Here is a 24,936-nt window from a genome sequence, read left to right as displayed (position 1 = left end):
GAGAAGAAATTTTTGCGTTAAATTATTGAGTGTAGCTAAGTTTTAGGATTACCTTATAACTGAAAAATAAGGCACTCATCTTCAATCGAAAATATTGTTAATTAAATACGTCCAAAAGGGTAGTTTTTTCGTAGATAAGGTTTCAGAATAAGTGCTCCCACTGGCTAGTTTTTTGAATCAAATAACATTTGTAGTATTTCATACAACCATAACCGCTAATTTTTAGTATGAAAACTATCTATTTGATTTTTACTAACCAGTATTTTGTTAACCAATACACTTCGTGCTTCAAATCTATATGAATCAATTCAATCAACATAAAGACACTCATCTGACTACAACGTCGGGCTTTTCAGAGTTTGTTTATGAGTTTTTTATTAAAGATTTATGGACTTGCTCTGTCAATAACCTCGATAGGTTTTGGTTTGCACCACAATTAGTAAAATTGTTGGGTTATGAGAGTGTGCAAAATTTGGCTCACCATCCTGAGGCTTTTCATCCCGAAGATAAAGAAGAGTGTATTTCCTCACTAAATTATTTTGTACAATTGAATAATCCAGTGGTGGTTTTGGAATTTAGAGCAAAGCATTTTATAGGTGATTTGGTGTGGATACGTGCAAAATGTGGTTGGAATGACAGTACAGATGAAAAAGAAATCATCATTCATTTTGAAAATATTACCTCTTTAAAAATTCAGCAAAAAATTCAAAATAATTTAGTCCTTACAAGTCAATGGGGAAACAACGAGGGACAGTTGCAGCTTTCTAAGGAAATTGTTGCTAAAAGTAGCCAAATGGCCCGTATTGGTGCTTGGCAAATTGAATTGCCAGGTTATCAAATGAAATGGACCAAAGAGGCCCGAGAGATACTCGAAGTACCAGATAATTTTGATTTGGATGTTGAAGGTAGTTTAAGTTTTTATAAAGACCCTCAAAGTAAATCGATTCTATTTGAAGCTCTTAAGTCTACTGTAGAAACAGGTATTCCGTTTGATATAGAATTACATATTGAGACTTTTACAAATAGGAAAAAATGGATTAGAATCATTGGCGAAGGTGAGTTTGAAGGGAAAAAATGTAAAAGACTCTACGGAACGTTTAAAGATATTACCAAAGAAAAAGAAAATGAAGTAGCCATTAGAAATGATAATAAGCTTTTCAAAAAACTTTCCAATCAAGTCCCTGGTGGTTTGTATCAGTTAAAACGATATCATGATGGTCGCATGACTATTGTATATTGTTCAGAGTCATTGTTTGATTTGTTTGAGACTTCTATAAGATATAAGGAAACTAGCTATGTAGAAGCTTTTTCAAGAATCCATAACAAAGATGTAAAAGGATTATTAACTGCCATTGAAGAATCATATCAAACATTAGAGGTAAAGTCTATAGATTTTCGTTTGGTTTTACCACACAAGGGTAAAATATGGGTTCGTAGTGAATCAACACCCGAAAAAGTAGATGATGGTGTGATTTGGCATGGCTATTTGCATGATATTACTAAACAAAAAGAAGCTGAATTAGAAATTGTTCGTTCCGAGGCAAAATTTAGAGCTTTGTATGATTCTACAAGCGATGCCGTATTGGTACTTTCCCAATATAGATGTCTCGACTGTAACCCTGCGGCGATTCGCCTTTTTGGTGCTAAATCAAAGGAGTCTCTATGTCAAAAATCAGCATTAGACCTATCTGCAACATTCCAGAAAGATACTGAAAATATTGCCGAAACCCTAAATGCCCATGTTTTACAGTGTTTACAAAATCAAAGTCATCAGTTTGAATGGATTTGCCAAAAAGAAGATACTAACGAAACATTTTTGGCCGAAGTACTATTATCAAAACTAAACATTGAAGGTGAGCAACTGATTCAAGCAGTTGTTAGAGATATTACGTTAAGAAAACAAATAGAGCAACAATTACATAATGCTAGAGAACATGCTGAGGCTGCTAGTAGAGCGAAGTCTGAGTTTTTGGCAAATATGAGTCACGAAATCCGTACGCCTCTTAATGGAGTAATTGGATTCACAGATTTGTTAATTCGGACTGGTTTGAACGAAATGCAAAAGCAGTATGTGTCTACAATTCATCATTCTGCTCATGCACTTTTGGATGTGATCAATGACATTCTTGATTTTTCAAAAATTGAAGCTGGCAAACTTGAACTTTCAATCGAACAAATAGATGTTTTCGAATTAGGAAGTCAGGTCGTAGACTTGGTTAGTTATCAAGCACATCAAAAAAACTTAGAGGTATTACTTCATATCTCTCCAGCGATTCCACGTTATTTGCACGCAGATGGGGTGCGATTGAGACAAATTTTGGTGAATCTATTAGGCAATGCTGTCAAGTTTACGCATCATGGCGAAATAGAATTAAAGGTAGAATTAATAGAAGCAATAGACCTTAACCATAATATACTGAGGTTTGCAGTTAGAGATACAGGAATAGGGATTGCTCCCAAAAATATCGTAAAAATTTTCGAAGCCTTTTCCCAAGAAGATGCTTCTGTAACCAGACGATTTGGAGGAACAGGCTTGGGCTTAACTATTTCTAATAAATTGTTGTCGTTGATGGATAGTCAGCTTCAGCTTGAAAGTGTGTTGGATAAAGGAAGTACATTTTTCTTTGATGTTGAGTTTGAAAGTCATGAAGATGAGGACATTGCCTTCAATTTACAAGGAACTTTTTCTCATGTGCTGGTCGTTGATGATAATAGTAGCAATCGAGCAATTTTGGAAGAAATGCTGGGTATTTCTGGGATTTATGCCAAATCTTTAGAATCTGGCTCAAAGGTAATTCAATATCTACAGGAAAGCCCCAAAGATGCAGAGTTGATTATCATGGATTATCACATGCCAGAAATAGATGGCCTCGAAACAATCCGAATTATTCGAGAAGAGCTACTCTTAGATACTCCAATTATACTATTGCATAGCTCTTCAGACGACGATATGGTGATAAAAGCCTGTGAGGAGCTAGATGTTGCCAAAAGAATGGTGAAACCTATTACCATTCATAAGCTATATGAAGCAATACTTCAAGTAAGTGGACGTTCTAAGGACAATAATATTAATTTTGATAGAGCTAATATGGTAAACAACCTGATGAAATCAGGTGATTATACTATTTTGATTGCTGAAGATAATAATGTGAATATGTTTTTGGCATTGACGGTCTTGAAAGCAGTATTGCCAGAAGCCCGTATTCTTACCGCTGAGAATGGTCGAGAAGCAGTGGAAATGTATGAAAAACATGCGCCAAATTTGATATTGATGGATATTCAAATGCCTGAATTGAACGGATATGAAGCCACACAAATCATCAGAACTAAAGAAACTAGTAAACACACGCCAATCGTTGCGCTCACAGCAGGTACAGTAAAGGGCGAGCAAACCCGATGCCTAGACGCTGGTATGGACGATTATATAATGAAGCCATTCGTGAGGGATACCCTCGAACGAGCGCTTAATAAATGGCTCAAGACAGAACAGAATATGAATAATCCAATTGGAACAGCCTTACTTAGTTCGATTGACACTCAACATTTAGATTTTGCCGATTTGTCTAAAAGAATGGGAGACGATCCTGAACTTGCCAAAGAAGTACTAGAAATGGTATTGGTTCAATTTGAAACCATTACTAATCAATTTCAAACGCTAATTGAGGAGGAAAACTTAATTGCCCTTAATAAATTGGGTCATAAAATGAAAGGTACTGCTCTGTCAGCTGGGATGAGAGAGTTAGGAATGAGAGCAGGTAAAATCGAAAAATTAAAAGTATTTGATAAGGAAGAGTTCAAGAGTCTTCTGGATGAATTTGATGCAGAGATTGAAACGATAAAGCCTCTTATTTATCAAATTCTAAACGGTTAGAAAAAGTAGTTTACCAAAAGGCTATCTCTGTAAAGGGATAGCCTTTTTTATTTGTATGGTCCTATCTATGAATTTTTGATTTAACTCGGAAAGTCTTTAAGTTTGAGGAATAACTAAATAATTCAAACATAAACTTTCCATGCAAGAACAAAATTTTCAGAATCATTCAAAGTATGTCGTTGGCTATCATGTAATTACGTCTATATTGTTGGTAGGTGCCATGATTGCTGCAATTATCTACGCTGTCAAATATGGTAGCGAACAGGCACTACTTGCAACAAACTTGCTTTTGATAGTTGGCACACTTTTAGGATTGTTTTGGTATGCCAGAGCTTTTGCATTGCGAGCACAAGATAGAGCTATCCGTGCAGAAGAAAATTTACGTTATTTCGTCCTGACAGGTAAACTTTTACCGTCAAATTTGCGAATGGGACAAATTATAGCTTTAAGGTTTGCTCCTGATGAAGAACTTCTCGCCTTGGTCGAACGTGCGGTAACAGAAGCTCTTTCTGCAAAAGAAATCAAGCACGCTATTCAAAACTGGAAGCCAGATTATCATCGTGCGTAAAAGAGAACGTACCAATTTTACCACCCAATTATTTCAACTCTATAAATACGTATGAAAAAAAAATCAATAACATGGCTGCTTTTTTCGCTTCTATTTACGCTGTGTTTAGAAGGAAAAGCGCAAAAAAAAGTACCTATCTTCAATTCTGAACAATTAGAGTTTTCATGGAAAGTAACTCAAAATGCTTTTGAAGGAAAACGACAATATGTATCTGTTTTTACACTAAAAAATACAGGTAAACAAGCACTTCCAAAATCGGGTTGGAGTTTGTACTTTAACTATATCCGAGATATAGATCCTAATTCTATTTCATCCAATATTACGATTGAACATGTCAACGGCGATATTTTCAAATTGAGCCCTAAAGCAAATTTCGCTGGACTTGAAGCTGGAAAAACCTTAGATATTAGTTTTCTATCTTCCGAAATTTTTGTCAACATAGCCGATGCACCATTTGGATTATATTGGGTCAATGAGCAAAAACCAGAAGAAGGGAAAACCATTCAAAAGTATAAAGTAATACCTCCAACTGAGGACAAAGTAGGGTATTTGACCTCTACTCAGTTGTATGAGAAAAATGCCTTGATTCATCAAGTCAATGCTGGTGATTTGCCCCCAATTTTTCCTACGCCACAATTTTATCAAAAGACTAGTGGAAATTTTGAGGTAAATGCCACAACCTCAATCGTTGCACCTTCAGAATGGAAAACTGAAATCAATTATTTTCAGGAAGATTTACAAAAGGTTTTGGGTAAAAAATTACAAGAAACTTCTCAGGCAAGTGCTAGTGCGATTGTATTTACAAAACAAACCAACTTGGCTGAGGAGGCATATCATTTGACTATTACGCCAACACAAATCAACATTAGTGCTTCCACCAGAAAAGGGGCTTTTTATGCTATCCAATCGCTCAAGGACTTATTTCCAGTAGCAGTTTGGAAAAATAGCGTGGAAAAAATCCAGATTCCATGCTTGAAAGTGGAAGATGCACCACGATTTGGTTTTAGAAGTTTGATGCTGGATGTGGCAAGAAATTTTCAAAAACCTGCGGAGTTAAAGCGTGTTTTGGATTTGATGTCAACCTACAAACTGAATGTTTTGCATTTACACTTTATCGACGATGAAGGATGGCGATTAGAAATTAATGGCTTACCCGAATTAACAACTGTCGGTGCCAATCGTGGACATTCTTTAGATAGTAAAAACTTTCTTCCAGCCTCTTTTGGCGCGGGTCCGAATGCAGGACAAAGTTCAGGTAGTGGTTTTTATAGTAGAGCCGAGTTTATTGACATCTTGAAATATGCCACCGACCGCCATATTCAAATCATTCCTGAAGTGGAATCTCCTGGGCACGCTCGTGCTTCGATCAAAGCCATGGACGCTCGTTATGAAAAATATAAAGCACAAGGCAATATGGAAGAAGCAGAGAAATATTGGCTTCGTGACCCTGAGGATAAATCACAATATCGCACGGCTCAACTTTGGACAGACAATGTTATTTGCGTAGCTCGTCCGTCAGTTTACACTTTTCTCGAAAAAGTAACCGACGAAATTATTGCCATGTACAAAGACGCTGGCGCACCATTGACAACTATTCACTTTGGCGGAGATGAAGTGCCCGCAGGAGTTTGGGAACAATCACCACTTTGTCTGGATATGGTAAAAGCTGACCCAACCGTTGACAATATAGATGATTTGTGGTATTACTATTTTGGGAAGATTAATACATTTCTCAAAAAGAAAGGATTGTTTTTGTCAGGATGGGAAGAAATCGCCATGCGTAAAACGCAATTGATGGGACAAAAAACGATGATTCCTAATCCTCGTTTGGCAAATGAAGGTTTTCAGGTAAATGTTTGGAATAACATGATTGGATGGGGCAATGAAGATTTACCATATCGCTTGGCAAATGCGGGCTATAAAGTGATATTATCTTGTGTAAGTAATATGTATTTTGATTTGTCTTATCAAAAAACTTACGAAGAGCCTGGCTATTATTGGGGTGGGTTTGTGGATGTTGATAAGCCTTTCTACTTTATTCCTTTTGATTATTTCAAAAACTCGACAGAAGACAGAAGAGGTAACCCAATAGAACAAAGTTATTTTGTCGGAAAAGACAGACTAACAGATTTTGGGAAAAGTAATATTGTCGGCATACAAGGATTGCTTTGGAGCGAAAACGTTAAATCTCCAGAAAGGTTGGAATATATGTTGCTTCCCAAAATGCTAGGATTGGTGGAAAGAGCTTGGGCTCCTGACCCGCAATGGGCGCAAACTGCCGATAATCAGTTATCTAAAAAGCAATATCAAGAAGCTTGGAATGTGTTTGTTAATACCATTTCTCAAAAAGAACTTCCTAAAATTGAGTCATTATCAGGAGGCTATCAGTTTAGAATACCTACGGCTGGCGCAAAAGTGGAAAATGGTAAAGTGTATGCCAATACCCAGATGCCTTCCTTTGAAATTCGATATACTGTAGATGGCTCGGAGCCAACTGCTCAAAGCAAATTATATACTGAGCCAATTTCTGAGAAAGGAATAATCAAATTAAAGGTGTTTTCCCCTAATGGGAGAGGAGGAAGAAGTATAGAAATTAAAAATTAATTTGCTTATATATTAGGAATATCTTGACAGAAGTATCAAAAAAGGCGTTCGAAAATAGGTTTTCTAACGCCTTTTTTGATACACTTCTTTAGACGTAAGCATTGCGTCTCTAAGCTAGAATACTAAATTTTAGAATAATCACTCATTCTATCAATTAGACTTTTACGATTAACTTGGAATAGTTTCTACCAAAATCTGATTTCCTTTTTTATCATAGTAAATGCAAGTCATTTCTTCGAGCGAAACGATCCATTTTTCAATACCTGATTTGGCACAATCTTTACAAAATTGGTAATAGTCTGTTTTTCCAGCTTGATGAGCTTTAAGGTCTTCTGCAAAAATACTTGGAGTACAGTCATCTTCAATGATTAGAGTATCATATACGGGCTCAGATGAGGTTTCAAAGTTATTTTTACCCCAGTAGTTTGTATGACTATCATTTACCCAAGTTTCAAAACCTATGACACCAAATGCCTTAATTTCTTGAATGTATAGTGGAAAATCTGCTCCAGATTTTACCTTTGCGTGTGCTTCTTTGATTTGTTTTACCGTAAACATATTTGATTTGTTTTTAAGTTTGATAGCACAAAATTCGGCATTTGATTTTTCCAGAAATTGTAAAAAATCGTTGATTTTTGAGTTACTTATTATTCATTTCCAACTTGGCAAGAAAATCACTAAACATCAAATAATTATCGATTTGAGTATAAACACGAATATTTCGCCCATCGTAATTATATTGATATTGCCCATCTGAATTGATTTTTGGAGCCTGTTTTACCACATAAAAACTTGATGACGGGTCTGCTTCAAAATAGGATTGCAAGGCAGTAAAAAGAACCAAAGGACTATCTCCAAGAATATAAGTTTCACCAATGCGTCCAACGCGACTCATGAGCGTATGAAGCTCCTTGTACAAATACTCGCCCAATTTACCTTGTGGTTTGACTTTTGTCACCAGATGCGAATACGGGAACAACGCCTGACGATATACATTTCTTGGAATTTGCCACAGTTTTACATCTGTTTTATTAAATACAGCCATAGCTGCGTTTGGGTCAATATTGAGGTTATATTCCACTTTCGAATACCCAGGAGGCGGTAAGGCAATATCTGCATATTCTGGTCCACCAATCCAAATCAAAGTAATTTTTCCAGCAATTTCAGGCTTCGTTAATAGTGCCGAAGCTATCTCTGTGAGTCCAGCACCACAAAGCACATAGAGTGGCTGTTTGGTATCGGTACGCAAGGCTTCGTTGATAATCAGGTCTACACCAGCACTTTTTACAGGTGTATTATCGTCTGTCATGCCTGAGTTAGAGCCAGCCACTACAGGTACTTTTCCTTCCAGATTCATGATTTGAAGAAGTTCTTTAGTCTTTTTTGCAGCATTTTCGGCTTGTGTAGTAGAAGGATCAAATCCATCTTTGACACTCAAATGCGAACCAATAATCCCACGAATATCAACAGAAGGAGATAACAATAAGTGCGCCATTTGGAACAATCCATCGGGGTCACCACTAAAATCATTATCGACAATGACACGCATACGAGGTTTGATTTCGGAGGATTGTGCCAAAAGAAAACTTTGACAAAGAGGGATGCACAGGAGCAAAATTATAAATGTGATTTTTCTCATCAATTAAAAAAGGTTTTGTTAACAGGTTAAATTTATTGAATTAAAGTAAATGATTCTAAGGATATACTTTGTAGACCAATTTATTATTACTTTTGAACAAAACGAAAAGAATATAATATGTTAGTAGATGGATTGTCTTTGAAGGATTTTAAATGCTTTGAAGAAGTTGATATCGAGTTTGGTAAAATTACCCTTCTTACTGGTGCAAACAGTAGTGGTAAAAGCTCACTAATTTATGCCTTATTGGGGATAATGCAAAGTAAACATTTTCCCCAGTTTTTTGCTTTGAATGGGAAATTGGTAAATATGGGAGGGTTTGAAGATGTGATTAGGAAGAACTCAAATGCTGAACATTTTGAAATTGTAGTCACTTTTAAAGGAGAAAAGCTCTCCTCTACCTGGAAGCAGAATACTTTTAACGAGCAACCGTTATTAGTTGATTTTATTTATCAGGATATAAGTTTTACTAAACATATAAGCATTGAATATGAGGAGAGGCTTGATGTAAATTTAACTATTAAAAGAGAGACTTATGGTAAAATTATCGAGATGATTAACGATAAGAATTTACGTAGTGCTCCATCTAAATGGAGTTTACGTGGAATCGGTGTTTTAATTGAAAATATTGAGCTTGAGAAAATTTTAAATAGTGATTATGAAATAGTTTTAGAAGATGATAAAATAGTTCAAATTCGGTACTCATTTCCCAATTTAGAATTATTGAATGAAACTATCTTCCATAATGTACCTACTTATGAAGATACTGATTTTTCTGATTTTAATTATATTGGATCCTTTCGTCTACCTCCTGAAAGGACATATTACAGTAAGCCCAACGCAAGTTTAATTGGTGTGAATGGAGAAGGGTATATTGATCAGATTATTTCGTGGGAAGAACATGACAGAGAACTACTTGATAATCTGATATATGAAATCAAGGAATTAGGCTTATTAAGCCACATTGAAACTAATAGAATGAAAGGTGGGCGTTTTGAAGTAAATGTTAAAACTAATAAAAATAGTTCGTTTGCTTCCCTAACAGACGTAGGTTTTGGAATAAGTCAATTTTTACCAATTATCGTAGCTGATTTTCAGTTAAAAGATGATTCGTGTTTAGCTGTTTCTCAACCAGAAATACATTTACATCCCAAAATTCAGGCAACTCTAGGAGATTATTTTGCAAGACAAATAAAGAAAACCGAAAAACAGTATATCGTTGAAACCCATTCAGAATATCTTATCAATCGTTTAAGGTTGCTCATTGTAAAAGGTGAATTAAATCCTGACGATGTGAAGCTCTATTATATGGAAAACGATGGAGATAAAACAACTACCTACAAAATAGAACTAACAACAGATGGACAAATTAAAAATGCCCCTCAAGGTTTTTTTGATACTTACGAAATGGATGTAATGGACATCGCCCTTTTTGCTTCTGCACAATGAAAAAAGATATTTTTATAGATAACAATATTGCAAGTCGATTCAAAAATCCAGCCGATCCAGAGTATATCAAATTACTAGATTGGTTGATTCGATTTCAAGAGGTAAATGAAGGTCAAGAGGATAGTAATGCTTATTTAGTCGTTTCTCACAAATTATTGAGTGAATATCATCGTTCAAATCAGGATGTAAAAGGTAGCCAAAATATCATTGCAATAATTAGTAGACTACAGAAGGAAGGTCGTTTGGTATTTGTTAAGAATCCAGAGATAAGTAGCTTTAGATCAAAGTATTTTACGAAGAAAATAGAGAAAAAGTTAACCTGTAATCTGGAGGATTGGGATCACATACCAATTGTATTGTTATCGGATCGAAAATTTGCGCTAAGTATTGACGATGCTTTCGTAAGGGATTTGAATAATTTTCCTCGTTTTACTGCTACAGCCTGTAAGCGTCCTGAAGACTTACCCTATGCAGATTAAAGACTATTTGTTGAATTTGTTTTAATGAAGTTGTGTTTCTAAAGAATACATTCTTTGATTTTTACAAACATGAGCACAAAATCTGTAGAAGAGTTTTATAATGAAGTTAATATTCCGCTTCCTGAAAATTTTAAAAAGGAAATCGGTCATTTTAATGTATTTGCTATCGACGAGTTTATCCGTGGACTTCGAGAGCGCAATATGATGCCTTACAATCGACGTTCTTATTACAAAATCAGCTTGATTATTGGAAAAAATCGTGCTGAATATGCCAATAAAGTTTTTGATATTGAGGAAAATGCCTTGCTTTTTGCTACTCCCAAAATTCCTTATCATTACCTGCCTCAAGATGAGTTTCAGTCGGGAAATTTCTGTGTATTTACTTCCGAATTTATGATGAAAAATAAGGTAGGCTTTCCTATTGACGAGCTTCCGATTTTTCGTCCTGATGGTTTTCCTATCTTCAAGCTTTCTACTGAAGATGTAGAGGAGGTTTCTTACATTTTCAAGAAAATGCACAAAGAATTATCCTCTGACTATGCCTTTAAGTATGATTTGTTGCGTAATTATGTCATGGAGCTTTTACATTTTGGGCAAAAATTACAACCTGCCACAGCATTGTATTCTGCACACAATGCTTCAGACAGAATATCTTCTTTGTTTTTGGAGCTACTCGAAAGACAATTTCCAATAGAGTCACCGCAGCAAAAATTACACTTACGAAGTGCTAAAGATTATGCTGACCGCTTGGCTGTTCACGTCAACCATTTGAACAAAGTGTTAAAAGATAGCACAGGCAAAACTACCACTGAGATAATCGGTAGTAGAATTGTCCAAGAGTCTAAAATACTTTTGAAAGAAACCAATTGGAATATTTCTGAAATTGCCTACAGCCTTGGTTTTGAAGAGATAGCGCATTTTTCTAATTTTTTCAAAAGACAAACGTCTTTTTCACCTGCTCAATATAGAATTTAGCCATTGTTTGAATTTTGCAAATAATGCTTTTCTTTTTGCAAACAAAAGTGTTGAGAGATGTCACAACTTTGTAACATCAAATTTAACACTTACAACAATGAGCAAAATAGCATTAGTAACTGGCGGTAGCCGTGGTTTAGGAAAAGATGAGGCTATCCAATTAGCCCAAAAAGGATTCGAGGTAGTAATTACTTACCAAAGTCAAAAGGGCGATGCTGACGCAGTGGTTGCTGAAATTCAGGCAATTGGGCAGAAAGCAGCAGCTATTTCTTTAGACATTTCTAACACTTCAAATTTTGACGCATTTATCGCCGAGTTTCAAGGAATATTAAAAGCAGAATTTGGTACAGATACATTTGATGCCCTTATCAATAATGCTGGCGTAGGACATTATAGTGCTTACACAGAAACGACCGAAGCTGATTTTGATAAAATGGTTAACATCCATTTGAAAGCACCTTATTTCTTAACTCAAAAACTTTTACCCTTGATGAATGACGGTGGAAGTATTTTGAATACATCATCTGGTTTGGCACGTTTTTCTTACCCAGGTTCTTCGGCGTATGCGATTATGAAATCTGCAATAGATACCCTAACCAGATACCAAGCAGAAGAACTCGGTAGTCGCAAAATCAGAGCTAATTCGATTGCTCCTGGTGCTATTGCGACAGATTTTGGAGGAGGGAATGTTCGTGATAAAGTGGCGCTAAATCAGGCTATTGCATCAAGAACAGCCCTTGGGCGAGTAGGTTTGGCGGATGATATTGGAAGCGTGGCAGCATTTTTGTGTAGTGACGACGCCAAGTGGATTAACGGACAGCGTATCGAAGTTTCAGGGGGAATTCATAATTAGGACTGTATTGAGGATTATAAAAACTGTTTATTTCGGATATCGGATGTTGGATTTCGGAAGTGTAGGCTTCTATATTTTACAAAAAGTAAAGGCATTTCTTGATTTCCGAAATCAGAAATTCCAAATCTGAAATAGTTGGAAATCCTTCGTACACTACTAACGAATAATAACCATATTGGGACAAGTATGAATAATCCTGAGTTTTAAAACTGGGATTATTCTCCAACTTTTCATCAAAAAAGCGGTCGAAATTTTTTTTTCGACCGCTTTTTTGATATTACTCCGCTATGGCTAGCTCTGCTTAAGACGTAAAGCATTACGTCTCTACAACCTAGAATATACATTCATTTACACAATCTCAATTCACTCAATAAGTTTGTGTTTTAAACCGTCCATTTCTTGAAAATTATATACATCTATTCGTAAATTCTGTAACAATTCTCCACATAACATCCTCTAATTTTGTATCCAAGAAATCGATATGACATGGAAAATTTAGAGGAACATACTACAATTCATATTCAAGTCCCTGTTACAGGAATGACCTGTGCAGCCTGTGCATTAAGCGTAGAGAAAGTCTTAAAAAAGCAGGAGGGTGTTGAAAATTGTGCGGTTAATTTTGCCAATGAAACCGTTCAATTGACGATTGATGGCGACAAAACTTCTATCGAAAAACTACAGTCCAAAGTACAATCCGTTGGTTATGATTTGATTTTGCCTTCGGATGATACCCGAACTCAGGTTGAGGCATACAAAACTCAAAAACATGATTCTTTAAAACGAAGTGCCATTGGTTCTGCGATTTTGGGCATACCTGTTTCTATATTAGGCATGTTCTTTATGAATGAACCGTGGGGGCCTTGGGTGTCTTGGATTTTGTCTACGCCAGTGGTTTTTTATTTTGGAAAAAACTTCTTTTTCAACGCATGGAAACAAGCGCTTCATGGGAGTGCCAATATGGATACACTCGTGGCTGTCAGTACGGGAGTAGCCTACTTTTTTAGCGTTTTTACCACCCTTTTTCCTGAGTTTTGGCACCATCGAGGCTTGCATGCTCACATCTATTTTGAGGCATCTGCCATCGTGATAGTTTTTGTCTTAATTGGAAAACTATTAGAAGAAAATGCCAAATCAAATACCTCTTCAGCCATCAAAAAGCTCATTGGTTTTCAACCTAAAACGGTTTGGCTCATCGTTAATGGCGAAGAACAACAAGTGTCTATAGACGAAGTTCGAGTAGGGGATAGGGTAGTTGTTAAACCTGGGGAACGTATTGCCGTGGACGGAAAAGTCCTATTCGGACATAGCTTTGTTGATGAAAGTATGATTTCGGGCGAACCTATTCCAGTAGAAAAGTCGAAGGGAACAAAAGTCTTTTCTGGAACAATCAACCAACAAGGAACCTTGAAGTTTTTAGCCGAAAAAGTAGGCTCAGAAACCTTATTGTCTCAAATCATCAAACGTGTACAAGAGGCGCAAGGCAGTAAAGCTCCTATACAAAAGTTGGTTGATAAAATTGCAAGTGTCTTTGTGCCTGTTGTACTAGGAATAGCGATTGTCACTTTCATTTCATGGATGGTTTTTGGTGGAACGAATGCTTTTTCCTATGCGCTAATTACCTCTGTTTCGGTGTTAGTGATTGCGTGTCCCTGCGCATTAGGATTAGCAACTCCTACGGCAATTATGGTCGGAATAGGCAAAGCCGCCGAAGAAGGAATGCTCATTAAAGATGCTGAAAGTTTGGAATTAGCACATCGTTTAGACACCATAGTTTTGGATAAAACTGGCACATTGACTGAAGGAAAACCAAGTATCAAAGACAGTTTTGGATTAGAGAACAGCCACATAATTGACCTATTTGTGAGTGTAGAACAAGCCTCCTCACATCCATTAGCACAGGCTATTATTCCATTTTTGAAAGAAAAAAATGGTAAAACTCAAACTTTGAGTCATTTTGAAAATGTTGTTGGGAAAGGAGTAAAGGCTGTTTTGGAAGAAACTACCTATTTTTTAGGAAGTGTCAAATGGATGCGTGAATTAGGGATATATCAAGAAAATCAATTATATCATAATTGGCAAAACTTGGGATATACCACTGTGTTTTTAGCGAATGAGAAGGAAATATTAGCTGGAATTGCCTTAGAAGATACCCTAAAACCAGATGCAAAAAAGGCGATTTCGAACTTACAAGAAGCAGGAATAGAGATAGTCATGCTAACGGGAGATAATCATAAAACAGCCCAAAAGGTAGCGATTGAACTTGGAATAACACAATTTAAAGCTGAAGTGTTGCCAAGTGATAAATCTAAGATTGTCAGAGAATTTCAACAAAAAGGTAATGTTGTCGGAATGGTAGGTGATGGTATTAACGATTCGGAAGCTTTGGCACAGGCGGATGTCAGTATAGCAATGAGTAAAGGTTCGGACGTAGCGATGGATGTAGCAAAAATTACCTTGATTTCGGATCAATTAACCAAAATTTCTGAAGTAATAAACTTGTCCAAAAGAACGCAGTCCATTATTCAACAAAATTTGTTTTGGGCTTTTATTTATAATATCATTGGGATTCCGATAGCGGCTGGCGTGTTGTTTCCGATCAATGGTTTCTTGATGAACCCTATGTTAGCGGGTGCAGCCATGGCTTTTAGTTCAGTATCAGTAGTGACAAATTCTTTAAGATTGAAAAAGTAAAATAAGGAGAAAATATCTCAAATCAATAGTTAAATTATAAAAACAAAAATCATGGAAAAATTACAATTTAAAACAAATATCAATTGTGGTAACTGCGTAAGCAAAGTAACCCCTTTCTTAAATCAGGTGGAAGAAATCGAAAACTGGAAGGTTGATACATCGATACCCGAAAAAATATTGACTGTTGAGGGAGAAGACCTTTCAAGTGATAAAATTAAAGCAGTAATAGAATCTGCGGGTTTTGAGATAGCTGCGATTGCCTAGTTTGTATTTGTTGATATTTTCTTCAAAAGAAATAGGATAAAATCCTAAGAAGTTGTGAGTGTTGGATAGGAATCCAGCACTAGCGATTAGGGTGCGACTCAAGTCGCACCCTAATCGAAATAGTTATTCTTTTGGTTTGAACAATCTTGCTGTATAATCTAACAGTTTTTGATCGCCTGCATCTCCATGCCCTGGAACCACAATTTTAACTTTTGGATAACGGGCTTTTACTTCTAAAACAGTTGAAGACCAAGCTTTCAAATTCGCATCTCCAAGGTAGCCTCTGGTAGCACCCAGTTCCTTGATTAAGCATCCGCCAAACATGATTTCATCTTTTGAGAAATATCCAACTATGTTATCCACTGTATGTCCCTCACCAATAAACTTTATGGTTACATTTTCATCACCAATCACCAGTGAAAGAGAGTCTTTGAAGCCATTTTGAGGTAAAATTGAATCGTTCTCCTTGGCCAATGCGATGGTTTTTTCGTTGGCATAAGATGGTATTTGATATTTGTCAAATATTCCTAAACCTCCCAAACAATCATTGTGAAAATGCGTAGGAATAATCGCTTTAATCTTACATTTTTGGTTTTCAGTCAACCATAGAATGAGTTCTTCAGAACCTTTATCATCAGTCGGTGTATCGAAAATGATTGCCTCTTTGTTGTCGACTACCACAAGACCATTACAAGGCACATTGCCAAAATCATTAGTTTTGAGATAGGAGATATGTTGATATGAATTTGGTGCTAGTTGAAGAATGATTAGTTTATCAGACTTATAGACCTGACGAGTATCAAAATCTTTCTTTTTTAAAGAGGTACATTGAAATGAAAAAACACATAAAAGAATAAAGCCTATGGTTTTAAGAATGGAGTTCATGTTGTTGCGTATAATTTTTACAAAGCAACGAAATATCTAGCTTTGTTAGTATTCAGAAGCATATTACGCTAATTCCTTTAAAAAGTTTGAAAACTATTTTCTTACACCTGACCATTATACTTTGGGTCAAAATCTACCATCCACTCTATACCGTATTTATCTCGAAACATACCAAAATACGAACCCCAAGGACTATCTGCTATTGGCATTTCGACACTTCCGCCTGCTGAAAGTCCATTGAACAAATGATCTGCCTCCTCTTTACTTTCAGCACTTATTGAGATTTTACTTCGATTCTCTTGCTCATTGACTTTTCCTAGTACGTTTGGCACATCGCTTCCCATCAATACGTTGGTCTTGCCGATTGGTAAAGCTATATGCATTACTTTGTTGGCTTCTTCCTCTGGAAAAGGTTGTTCGGGATTTTCTAGATCTTTGAATCTTGCAATCATCGCGAATTCGCCACCGAATACAGATTTGTAAAAATTGAATGCCTCCTCAGCATTGCCGTTATAATGAAGATAAGGATTAATGAGTGCCATAGTATAAGAGTTTAGTTGTTAACATGTTTGGTTGGGAAATGCCCAACCTACACTAAGTTAAAAAGAACTTTTGCTTTTAACTATGATTAAAATGAATATTTGAAACCAATAAAATAAAAATAGGCAAAGCAATCATCATCAATTGCTTTGCCTATTTTCAAAAGTTAAACCAATGACTACAAGCCATATAAGCCACCTGCAACGGTTATTTTCTCTCCAGTAATCCACCCAGCATCATCTGAGGCTAAAAATATTGCCACTTTGGCAATATCTTCTGGTTGACCGATTCGTCCTAGTGGTGTTTTAGAAATCATGGCTTTTTCGGCATCACTTCCTGTAATACCAGCGGTGATTGTTCCTTCTGTTTGGACTCCGCCAGGAAGTAGTGAATTAATACGGATATTTCGTCCGCTAAACTCTTTAGATAAGGAAATTGTGATGGCGTCTAAGGCTGCTTTTGTGGCAGAATAAATCGACATCATAGCAGGAGGCGTTGTACTTGCACCCGAACTGATATTGATAATTACACCGCCTTTTTCATCAAATTGCTTAACTGCTTCGCTGATAGTTAACAATGATCCTAATACGTTGGTATTGAATTGTTGATGAAAAGAATCTTCCGAAAATGTCTCAATTGGTGAAAATTGATATATCCCTGCATTATTGACCAAAATATCTACTTGCCCAAACGCATTTTTTGTTTCCTCGAAAAGCTGACTTACCTCTGTTGCTTTGGATACATCGGCTTTAATGGCGATAGCAGTGCCACCATTTTCAGTAATACTGGTCACTACTTTTTCCGCTCCTTCTTTACTTGACGCATAATTTACGACTACCTTGGCGCCTTCTGCGGCAAAATATTTTGCGATGGAGGCTCCAATACCTTTTGAAGCTCCTGTTACAATTGCCACTTTGTTCAATAACTTGCTCATGTTTGTTTTCTTTAAAGTTTGAGTGGTAAAGGTATATGTTGTTAGTTTATTTTAGTAACTTAGTGTCAAAAAGTAACAGTATCATTCGGGTAATACAGTAACACTTTAGTAACAAGGAAAAATATGAAATGTGAAGAGTTTCAAGGGGATGAACACAAAAAAGCAATGCTGGCAGTCCAAGATTCGATGGATGTGCTGAGTGGGAAATGGAAAATTAATATTATATCTTCGATTTGCTATTACAACAAAAGACGATTTTCGGACATTCTTAACGATGTCAATGGTATCTCCAACAAAATGTTGAGTAAGGAATTGAAAGAGTTGGAAACTAACAAAATTATCAAACGAACCGTGTTGGAAACCCAGCCTATCACCGTGCAATATGAACTTACTGAGCACGGAAAAACCTTGCAGACCATTATCAGAAACCTAACTGATTGGGGAAGACGACACCGTCGTGAAATAATCGGGAAATAGGGAAGAAGCATTGATAAATTTATGTGACTCATTTTATGCTAACCATCAAAAATAAAATAGAACAATCGGTGCTGATAAAGGCATTACCATTTAAGAAAAATATTCGAAAAACGGTTCCTCATAAGCATCATAATTATTTTGAAATTATCTATCTTTCTGAAGGCACTGGAACACATACGATAGATTATCAAACGTATGAAATACAGCCTTCTACGCTTTTTTTTATGCACAGAGATCAGATACATCATTGGGATATTACGTCTGAACCTGAAGGCTTTGTGATTATTATCAAAAATGGATTTATCGAGAAAAGTTTGGACGGGGAGCTAAAAAGGCTCTTTGCCAAACTCAGCGAACAAGCGGTGCATTATACCAAACCTTCGGAGAGTGTAAACTTACTGTTTAATCTGCTTGTGATAGAGGGTAATACCAGTGATTTATCAAATTTTGTGGTAATTGAAAGCCTCCTCAAGGCACTAATATCGAAGATTTTTGCTTCAATAGAAACTACCCAGACAATACATTTAGGAGTAACTCGAACGCTTTTTCAACAGTATATCGAATTACTTTCTCAGTCTACCAACCTCCGAAATCACGTGGCTCATTATGCAGAATTGCTCAATACTACGCCTCAAAATCTAAATGCCATTTGTAGAAAAGAGGTCAATCAGACGGCTGCACAGGTTTTATCCACTCGGCTGATAAACGAAGCGAAAAGGCAACTAATTTATACAGACAATAGAGTTTCGGAAATTGCATTTCATTTAGATTTTGTAGATGCGTCTCATTTTGTCAAATATTTCAAACGACATACAGGATTTACACCAATGGTTTTTAGAAGTCAACCATTTTAATACTATAACATTTTCATATATACCGCATTTTTGAGAATCGATAGTAGAATTTTGTAGATAGAAAATCTCCTTCTGGGAGATCTATCTCTAACATATTACTATCCTTTCAAGATTCATGAAATCATTTGGTGTTTTAATCTTAACTATCTTACTCTTTTTTCAGACTGGCTATGCTCAAAAATCAAACAGAGTTATTCAAGGACGACTGCTCGATTCGCTTACACATGAGGTATTGCCCTACGCTACCGTTCGTCTGGAAACCTCAGAAAATGCTAAACCACAAGTAGTATTGACAGATGATAAGGGCGATTTTCGATTCGAAACAACCCTCAAATCGAACCTTATGCTTCGATTTGATTATATGGGTTATCAGAAAAAAGCTATAACGGTTGAAAATGAAAAAGGTAATTTAGGAAGTATTTTTTTACGAGCTTCCACTCAATTGCTTGAGTCTGTTACCGTGACAGGTGTGAAACCCAACATGATTTCGTCTTTAGAAAAACAATCCTTTAAAGCATCACAGTTTGAAATCGCCAAAGGTGGAACTGCCACAGACATACTGAAAAATATTCCTTCGGTGACAGTCAATGCTGAGGGTGAAATTACCGTGAGAGGTTCGAAAGGCTTTTTGATTTTGGTTAATGGCAAACCTAGTCAAATAGATGCAGCTACTTTACTTGCACAAATTCCTGCCAATACGATAGAAAAAATCGAAATGATAACGGCTCCTTCCGCCAAATATGATGCTGATGGAAAAGCTGGAATTATTAATATCGTAACCAAAACAGGTACAAACGACGGGATTTCATTGTCTACCAATGTACAATATGGACTTCCTCGCATTAAAACGTATTATAATGCCAATGAACCACAGCGTTATGGTGCTGACGCAACCATCAATTACCGAAAAGGTAAAATAGAGGCAACGATTGCAGGAAATTATTTACAAAACGACATTGCAGGACGTCGAGAAGGAGATGTAAATACAACGATTAATCAAATATTTACACAATTTCCAAGCGATGGAGAGCGTAGTTTGAAACGAGAAAATTATGGTGTTCGTGGTACTTTGGTTTATAGTTTATCAAAACAAGATGAAATTTCGGCTGGAGTTTATTGGGGCGAACGTAGCCAATATCGTACCGCAGATATTTTTTATCACAATACCAAAACAGATTTGAGCACTGGTCAAGTAATTGGGAAGTCCAATTATTACAATACCAACTTAGTATTAAAATCTGGAGCTTTTAAGGTTTTTAATGTAGATTATACCCATAAATTTCACAATAATTCCTCTCTGACTATCTCTTCACTTTACGAAAATGCCCTAATTGATGGTTATACCAAAAATAGAAATTTAAACATCAATGATTATACAGATACGCTACAATACACGTACAATACAGGCTATAATCCTTTGAATGCCATTAGGTTAAAAGCCGATTATGAAAAAAATATTGGCGCAGGTAAGCTTACCCTTGGATATCAGTTTCGACAACAACAACAAGATGGTAATTTTGTGTATCTCGAAAAAGAGGGTAGTAATACACCTTTTGTGCTCAATCCTTTGTTTACTGCCAATGTAAGTGTTCTCAATCGGATTCATGGCGTTTATGCGCAATATGGGGGGACGTTCAAAAAATGGGAATTTTCTACAGGCATACGTTATGAAAATGCTTTGAGAGAATTTAAAGACAACAAAGGTAATACGCCCAAAGTCCTAAATCTTTCTAATATTTTCCCTTCAGCCAACGTACTTTATAATGTCGATAATTCCCTAAAACTAAAATTATCCTATAGCAAACGCGTGCAACGCTCGACCAACAACGAACTCAATCCCTATCCTGAACGAGAGCATAGCGAAACCATGGAACAAGGCGACCCCAATATTCGTCCCGAGTTTATTGATGTGGTAGAGGTCGGTTTTACGAAAGATTTGAAAAAAGTTTCGTTGTATGGTAATGTATATGGACAATTTATCAATGACATCGTCAATCGAGTAAATAGCGTTTATAACGATACGATTTTGAATCGAATTTATACCAACGCAGGTAAAGCTCAGTTGCTGGGTTCAGAAATTGGGATTACCTATTTGCCTGTAAAAAAGGTAAAAGTTTTTCTGGGCGGGAATACCTATTTCCTAAAAATGAATGGGGATCTCTTCAATAATTCTGTTCAAGTAGATAATAACGGTTGGGTATATTCGCTAAACACCAATATTAGTTATCAAATCAGTCCTAGTTTGAGTACGCAGTTCAATATGACGTATTTGTCGGCAAGAAATACGGCTCAAGGTAGGGATTCGAGGTTTTATCAACCCAATATTTCCCTTAAAAAAACCTTGATGAACAACAAAATGTCTATTGGTGTACAGTGGCAAAATCTGGCGTTTGGTCAAATGAAGGTCAATGAACAACGAATTACGACTTGGGGAAAAGACTTTTACACCACCACCAATTATATCCAGGAAACCAATATTTTCATGATAAATATATCCTATCTTTTCAATAAAACAGATAAAAAAGCCAAACTCCCAGCAAGCGAGTTTGGCGAAAAAGAGTTTTGATAAATGACCTTATTGCTCCTTGACATACTCTAAAATATCGGCTGGCTGACAATCCAATGCTTTGCAAATAGCCTCCAAAGTACTAAAACGGATTGCTTTGGCCTTACCTGTTTTTAAGATAGAAAGATTAGATAACGTTAAATCAACTCTCTCAGAAAGCTCATTAAGTGACATTTTACGTTTGGCCATCATAACATCTAAATTTACAATAATCGGCATATTTTAAACTGTTAAATCGTTTTCATTTTGGATTTCTACTCCTTTTTTAAATATAGTGGCAATCACTGAAATAACTGCTGCCATCAGGATAAACGCCTGACTATCTGCCCAAAATGGATTTAGATTATCGACAAGATAACCGTGATGCTGTAAATTTTTGGCAGATTGTTGGGCTATATAACTACCGATACCTATGACAAAGGTATAGTAGCTAATTTGGGTGATTTGTGCAGAAGTAAAATTGTTGAAAGGCTTTGATAAATTCAGCTTACTCATGAGTTTGATGACGACATAGAATAAATAAGCTTTTAGAAAGGCGATGACTAAAATAAAACTGTACATACTACCAAATGCCCATTTACTTCGACGATACATGTCGCTTAAATCTAATTTTTGATATAGATTTTGGACAAACTCAGGTTTGTAAATGCTAAAAATAAAGTTGACTACCAACCCACCTGCTTCGATACATAAGCCAACAAAGATAATCCATGCGACCACATGTAAACCTTTAAATACAAAGTTGTTTTTGCTTGACATAATTTTAAGAAGTTTAAGTTATGTCATGAAATTAACAAATATTTATTGATAAACAATAAATATTTATTTTTAATCGAATTTTGTACAAGCAACTTTGTTATATAAATTGTGTTGGTAATTATAGTGTTTTCCAAGATAGAAAATGGCAGGTAACTTTAAATAAGTAGAATAAACTTAATCATGATTATTTTTTGAGGCAAAACATTATGAAGAAAGCAAGATGTCGTATTTATATACTTTTGCGTAAGTTGGAAAACTTTAGATAAAGTTGGTTCAAGTCAAAGACTTGAACCTGAGGCTTATCCAAGCTTTTGATGCAACCATTTTCTCACTGGCTCATCATATAGTTTTAAGCTTATAATTGCCAAAACAATAGCGCCTCCAAAGGTTAGTAAAGCCGTTGGCCAAGCTTCTACAAGGGTTATACCTTTATGATTACTAATCCATGCTACATAAAAATAGACTAGCACATAGTGCGTCATATATAAAGGATAGGAAATGTCTCCAAGAAATTTACAAATTTTATCTTCGTTTGGATGCAATACTCCACTGGCGCCGATATAGACTATCAGCGGAAAAATTACGATGATACAAAATGCTTCAAACAGTCCATTTAACCATAAATTTGAAGCTCCGCCGATTCTTGGCATCAATAAAACTGCTATAACCAAAAGGCTACACCACAAAAAGGCATTTTTAATTTTGGTCGGTTGAGTGACTCTGGATAAAAGCAAGCCAGCAAAAAATGGGAAAAGAGTTCGTGTAATCCCAACCCGCATGTGTTCATAGTTGAGCGTCCACCCACCAGTGACATCACCGTTTGGATTGGTGACTGCAAAATGTATTAACAGCAAAGCTGACAGCGATACAAATATGGCGAGTGATTTATTGGATAACTTTCGAATACCAAGAGCATACATCATATTGGCGATGTATTCGAAGAAAAGTGACCAACCAACACTATTGAGCGGGTGCATTTCTTGCCAACCTCGAATATCCATCGAAAGTGGTATCGGTAAAATGGTGTACCCAATTAGCATTACAATGATGAGTTTCCAAAGTGGAACTGTATGAATCATTGGCCAAATTGAGGAGTCTGTAAAGTAAAAGGTGATTCCGCCAAGGGTCATACCTAAAATTACAAGAGGTTGAAGCCTGATTAACCTTCGACGAAGAAAGCTTTTAAAAGTTAGCGTCTTCCATCTATCATCATAGGCATATCCGATGACAAAGCCAGAAAGAAGAAAGAAAAAATCAACTGCTAAATAACCGTGGTTTACAACGTTATCGTGACTGCTAGCAAGTGGTTCTGCAAGGTGAAAGAATACAACGAGCACAGCGGCTACTCCACGAAGCCCATCCAAAATTTGAAAATGGGGCTTCGAACTTAAATGTTCTTGATTCATTTAGATTAAGTGTTTGTATATCAGTTTTTTATAGAATTTGGGTTTGTTTTAAAGAATAGGGCGTTGTTCTATTTACTGCAAAAATGATTATAGTTTTGGGTAGTTTTTCTATTTTTTAATATTCGAATGTGCCAATGCACAAACCAAAACCAAGGAAGCAGTTTCGGTTTCATCTATTACAATCGTGACTCTTTCTCCAACTTTTAGGGTTGAGGCTGCAATGAGACCTGATGAAGTTTTGACTATCGTTTGGTTTGTTAGTCGAATTTGTTGTACAACTCCATCGTTTCTTTTGATGGTAAACCTATTTATACCTGTTTTGATAATTTCACCAGTTCCCCCAGTTCCGCCACATAAATCTTCATTTTGAGCTAGCTTTTTATGTTGTAATTGACTTGAAGCATTTCCTTTTGGAAAAAAGGCATAAAAACCTCCGAACGAAATAATTAAGACTAATAAACTAGCCACAATCATGAGGGTATATTGCTTCTTTTGCCACCAAAAAAGATAGATTGAATAAGTCCAATAACCGATCATGACACCCAAAGCATTTAAGATAATATCGTCTATGTCAAAGATTCCTACCTGTAATATTACCTGCATGACTTCGATGGATAGACCTGAGCAAAAACCCAAAAGCAAAGATTTTTGTGTAGAAAAATCTTCAACCACCAAAGGCGCAAATATCCCTATTGGAATCAATAACCCAATATTTCCTAGTAGGTTAATACTGGCGATAATAAGTCCTTTGTGACCGAGAAGATACGGGTAAATGGTGGTGAAGGGAATAAAGTTTGGGGCATGTCCAGGGTTTGTTCCTGAAAAATTTAGCATCAAACCTCCAACATTTATCGTTGGCAAGTCTTTGAATACCATGATTTTGATTAATAAAGCACAGTATAGCAAAAGAAGAGTTACGGGTAAAATTTTAATTTTCACAGTAATTTAGAATGTTTAGTATAGCGCATGAGGTATTTGCCAAATATACATTATAAAGGAGTATGGTTTTATGTTGTGCTGTGTTGGTTAGGGTTATTTAATGAAAAGAACTAATTGAGTGTACTGTGTTTTAGAAATGAATAATTGTTGCAGTATCGGAAGAGAAGTGTTGCTAGGTCAAAGCGA

Annotated in this window: 21 protein-coding genes; 12 read left to right on the top strand and 9 right to left on the bottom strand. The window is 36.1% G+C overall.

Annotation, left to right across the window (positions count from 1 at the left end; genetic code table 11):
* Nucleotides 1–298: 298 nt before the first annotated feature.
* The 3 genes from QM491_RS22740 (at nucleotide 299) to QM491_RS22730 (ending at nucleotide 7,043) form a co-directional block, all read left to right on the top strand.
* Nucleotides 299–3,871, top strand: a complete 3,573-nt coding sequence (locus QM491_RS22740; protein WP_283329828.1) for a PAS domain-containing hybrid sensor histidine kinase/response regulator — start codon at nucleotides 299–301, stop codon at nucleotides 3,869–3,871.
* 139 nt (nucleotides 3,872–4,010) lie between these two features.
* On the top strand, nucleotides 4,011–4,439 hold the full coding sequence (locus QM491_RS22735; RefSeq protein WP_283329827.1) for a DUF6526 family protein: 429 nt from the start codon (nucleotides 4,011–4,013) through the stop codon (nucleotides 4,437–4,439).
* 51 nt (nucleotides 4,440–4,490) lie between these two features.
* Nucleotides 4,491–7,043: a family 20 glycosylhydrolase gene (locus QM491_RS22730; protein WP_283329826.1), complete on the top strand. Its 2,553-nt coding sequence runs from the start codon at nucleotides 4,491–4,493 to the stop codon at nucleotides 7,041–7,043.
* A gap of 168 nt (nucleotides 7,044–7,211) precedes the next feature.
* Here QM491_RS22730 and QM491_RS22725 read toward each other — a convergent pair whose 3' ends face one another.
* Together QM491_RS22725 and QM491_RS22720 are read right to left on the bottom strand one after the other, a co-directional pair.
* Nucleotides 7,212–7,601: a DUF1398 domain-containing protein gene (locus tag QM491_RS22725; protein WP_283329825.1), complete on the bottom strand. Its 390-nt coding sequence runs from the start codon at nucleotides 7,599–7,601 to the stop codon at nucleotides 7,212–7,214.
* An 82-nt stretch (nucleotides 7,602–7,683) separates the two neighbouring features.
* Entirely contained in the window at nucleotides 7,684–8,682 is a 999-nt protein-coding gene (locus QM491_RS22720; RefSeq protein ID WP_283329824.1) for a nucleoside hydrolase, read from the bottom strand.
* 117 nt (nucleotides 8,683–8,799) lie between these two features.
* On the opposite strand from QM491_RS22720, the gene QM491_RS22715 reads away from it, so the two are divergent.
* The 6 genes from QM491_RS22715 (at nucleotide 8,800) to QM491_RS22690 (ending at nucleotide 15,390) form a co-directional block, all read left to right on the top strand.
* A complete protein-coding gene (locus tag QM491_RS22715; RefSeq protein WP_283329823.1) occupies nucleotides 8,800–10,128 on the top strand; it encodes an AAA family ATPase in 1,329 nt (442 codons plus the stop codon).
* Nucleotides 10,125–10,607, top strand: a complete 483-nt coding sequence (locus tag QM491_RS22710; RefSeq protein ID WP_283329822.1) for a hypothetical protein — start codon at nucleotides 10,125–10,127, stop codon at nucleotides 10,605–10,607. The genes QM491_RS22715 and QM491_RS22710 overlap by 4 nt, the downstream gene beginning before the upstream one ends.
* Nucleotides 10,608–10,676: 69 nt before the next feature.
* A complete protein-coding gene (locus QM491_RS22705) occupies nucleotides 10,677–11,582 on the top strand; it encodes a helix-turn-helix domain-containing protein (RefSeq protein WP_283329821.1) in 906 nt (301 codons plus the stop codon).
* A 97-nt stretch (nucleotides 11,583–11,679) separates the two neighbouring features.
* The gene (locus tag QM491_RS22700) at nucleotides 11,680–12,435 is read left to right on the top strand and encodes an SDR family NAD(P)-dependent oxidoreductase (protein ID WP_283329820.1); all 756 of its coding nucleotides are present in this window, start codon (nucleotides 11,680–11,682) and stop codon (nucleotides 12,433–12,435) included.
* Nucleotides 12,436–12,921: 486 nt separating this feature from the next.
* Nucleotides 12,922–15,126, top strand: coding sequence for a heavy metal translocating P-type ATPase (locus tag QM491_RS22695; protein ID WP_283329819.1), 2,205 nt, complete (start codon nucleotides 12,922–12,924; stop codon nucleotides 15,124–15,126).
* 51 nt (nucleotides 15,127–15,177) lie between these two features.
* Nucleotides 15,178–15,390, top strand: a complete 213-nt coding sequence (locus QM491_RS22690) for a heavy-metal-associated domain-containing protein (RefSeq protein ID WP_283329818.1) — start codon at nucleotides 15,178–15,180, stop codon at nucleotides 15,388–15,390.
* A gap of 123 nt (nucleotides 15,391–15,513) precedes the next feature.
* Here QM491_RS22690 and bla read toward each other — a convergent pair whose 3' ends face one another.
* The 3 genes from bla to QM491_RS22675 form a co-directional block, all read right to left on the bottom strand.
* A complete protein-coding gene (bla, locus tag QM491_RS22685; RefSeq protein ID WP_283329817.1) occupies nucleotides 15,514–16,275 on the bottom strand; it encodes a subclass B1 metallo-beta-lactamase in 762 nt (253 codons plus the stop codon).
* Between the two features lie 101 nt (nucleotides 16,276–16,376).
* Complete coding sequence (locus QM491_RS22680) at nucleotides 16,377–16,817, bottom strand: VOC family protein (protein ID WP_283329816.1); 441 nt, start codon at nucleotides 16,815–16,817, stop codon at nucleotides 16,377–16,379.
* Between the two features lie 176 nt (nucleotides 16,818–16,993).
* Nucleotides 16,994–17,749: an SDR family NAD(P)-dependent oxidoreductase gene (locus QM491_RS22675; RefSeq protein WP_283329815.1), complete on the bottom strand. Its 756-nt coding sequence runs from the start codon at nucleotides 17,747–17,749 to the stop codon at nucleotides 16,994–16,996.
* A 123-nt stretch (nucleotides 17,750–17,872) separates the two neighbouring features.
* On the opposite strand from QM491_RS22675, the gene QM491_RS22670 reads away from it, so the two are divergent.
* From QM491_RS22670 to QM491_RS22660, 3 genes are all read left to right on the top strand, one after another.
* The gene (locus tag QM491_RS22670) at nucleotides 17,873–18,226 is read left to right on the top strand and encodes a winged helix-turn-helix transcriptional regulator (RefSeq protein WP_283329814.1); all 354 of its coding nucleotides are present in this window, start codon (nucleotides 17,873–17,875) and stop codon (nucleotides 18,224–18,226) included.
* A gap of 35 nt (nucleotides 18,227–18,261) precedes the next feature.
* Complete coding sequence (locus QM491_RS22665; protein WP_283329813.1) at nucleotides 18,262–19,080, top strand: helix-turn-helix domain-containing protein; 819 nt, start codon at nucleotides 18,262–18,264, stop codon at nucleotides 19,078–19,080.
* 115 nt (nucleotides 19,081–19,195) lie between these two features.
* Nucleotides 19,196–21,646: a TonB-dependent receptor gene (locus QM491_RS22660; RefSeq protein WP_283329812.1), complete on the top strand. Its 2,451-nt coding sequence runs from the start codon at nucleotides 19,196–19,198 to the stop codon at nucleotides 21,644–21,646.
* Nucleotides 21,647–21,655: 9 nt separating this feature from the next.
* Here the strand turns inward: QM491_RS22660 and QM491_RS22655 are convergent, their stop codons facing one another.
* The 4 genes from QM491_RS22655 to QM491_RS22640 all read right to left on the bottom strand — a co-directional run bounded on the left by QM491_RS22655 (nucleotide 21,656) and on the right by QM491_RS22640 (nucleotide 24,750).
* Nucleotides 21,656–21,865 (bottom strand): helix-turn-helix domain-containing protein, encoded by a 210-nt coding sequence (locus QM491_RS22655; RefSeq protein ID WP_166576618.1) that lies wholly within the window; start codon nucleotides 21,863–21,865, stop codon nucleotides 21,656–21,658.
* Between the two features lie 3 nt (nucleotides 21,866–21,868).
* Nucleotides 21,869–22,405, bottom strand: a complete 537-nt coding sequence (locus tag QM491_RS22650) for a DUF2975 domain-containing protein (protein WP_283329811.1) — start codon at nucleotides 22,403–22,405, stop codon at nucleotides 21,869–21,871.
* A gap of 299 nt (nucleotides 22,406–22,704) precedes the next feature.
* Nucleotides 22,705–23,811, bottom strand: a complete 1,107-nt coding sequence (locus QM491_RS22645; RefSeq protein WP_283329810.1) for an acyltransferase family protein — start codon at nucleotides 23,809–23,811, stop codon at nucleotides 22,705–22,707.
* A 108-nt stretch (nucleotides 23,812–23,919) separates the two neighbouring features.
* Entirely contained in the window at nucleotides 23,920–24,750 is an 831-nt protein-coding gene (locus QM491_RS22640; RefSeq protein WP_283329809.1) for a VanZ family protein, read from the bottom strand.
* Between the last annotated feature and the right edge of the window lie 186 nt (nucleotides 24,751–24,936).

Source organism: Flectobacillus longus, assembly GCF_030056705.1.
Classification (GTDB): Bacteria; Bacteroidota; Bacteroidia; order Cytophagales; family Spirosomataceae; genus Flectobacillus; species Flectobacillus longus.
The sequence above is the reverse complement of the archived record's forward strand: the minus strand, read 5'-3'. Positions and strand labels throughout refer to the sequence as shown.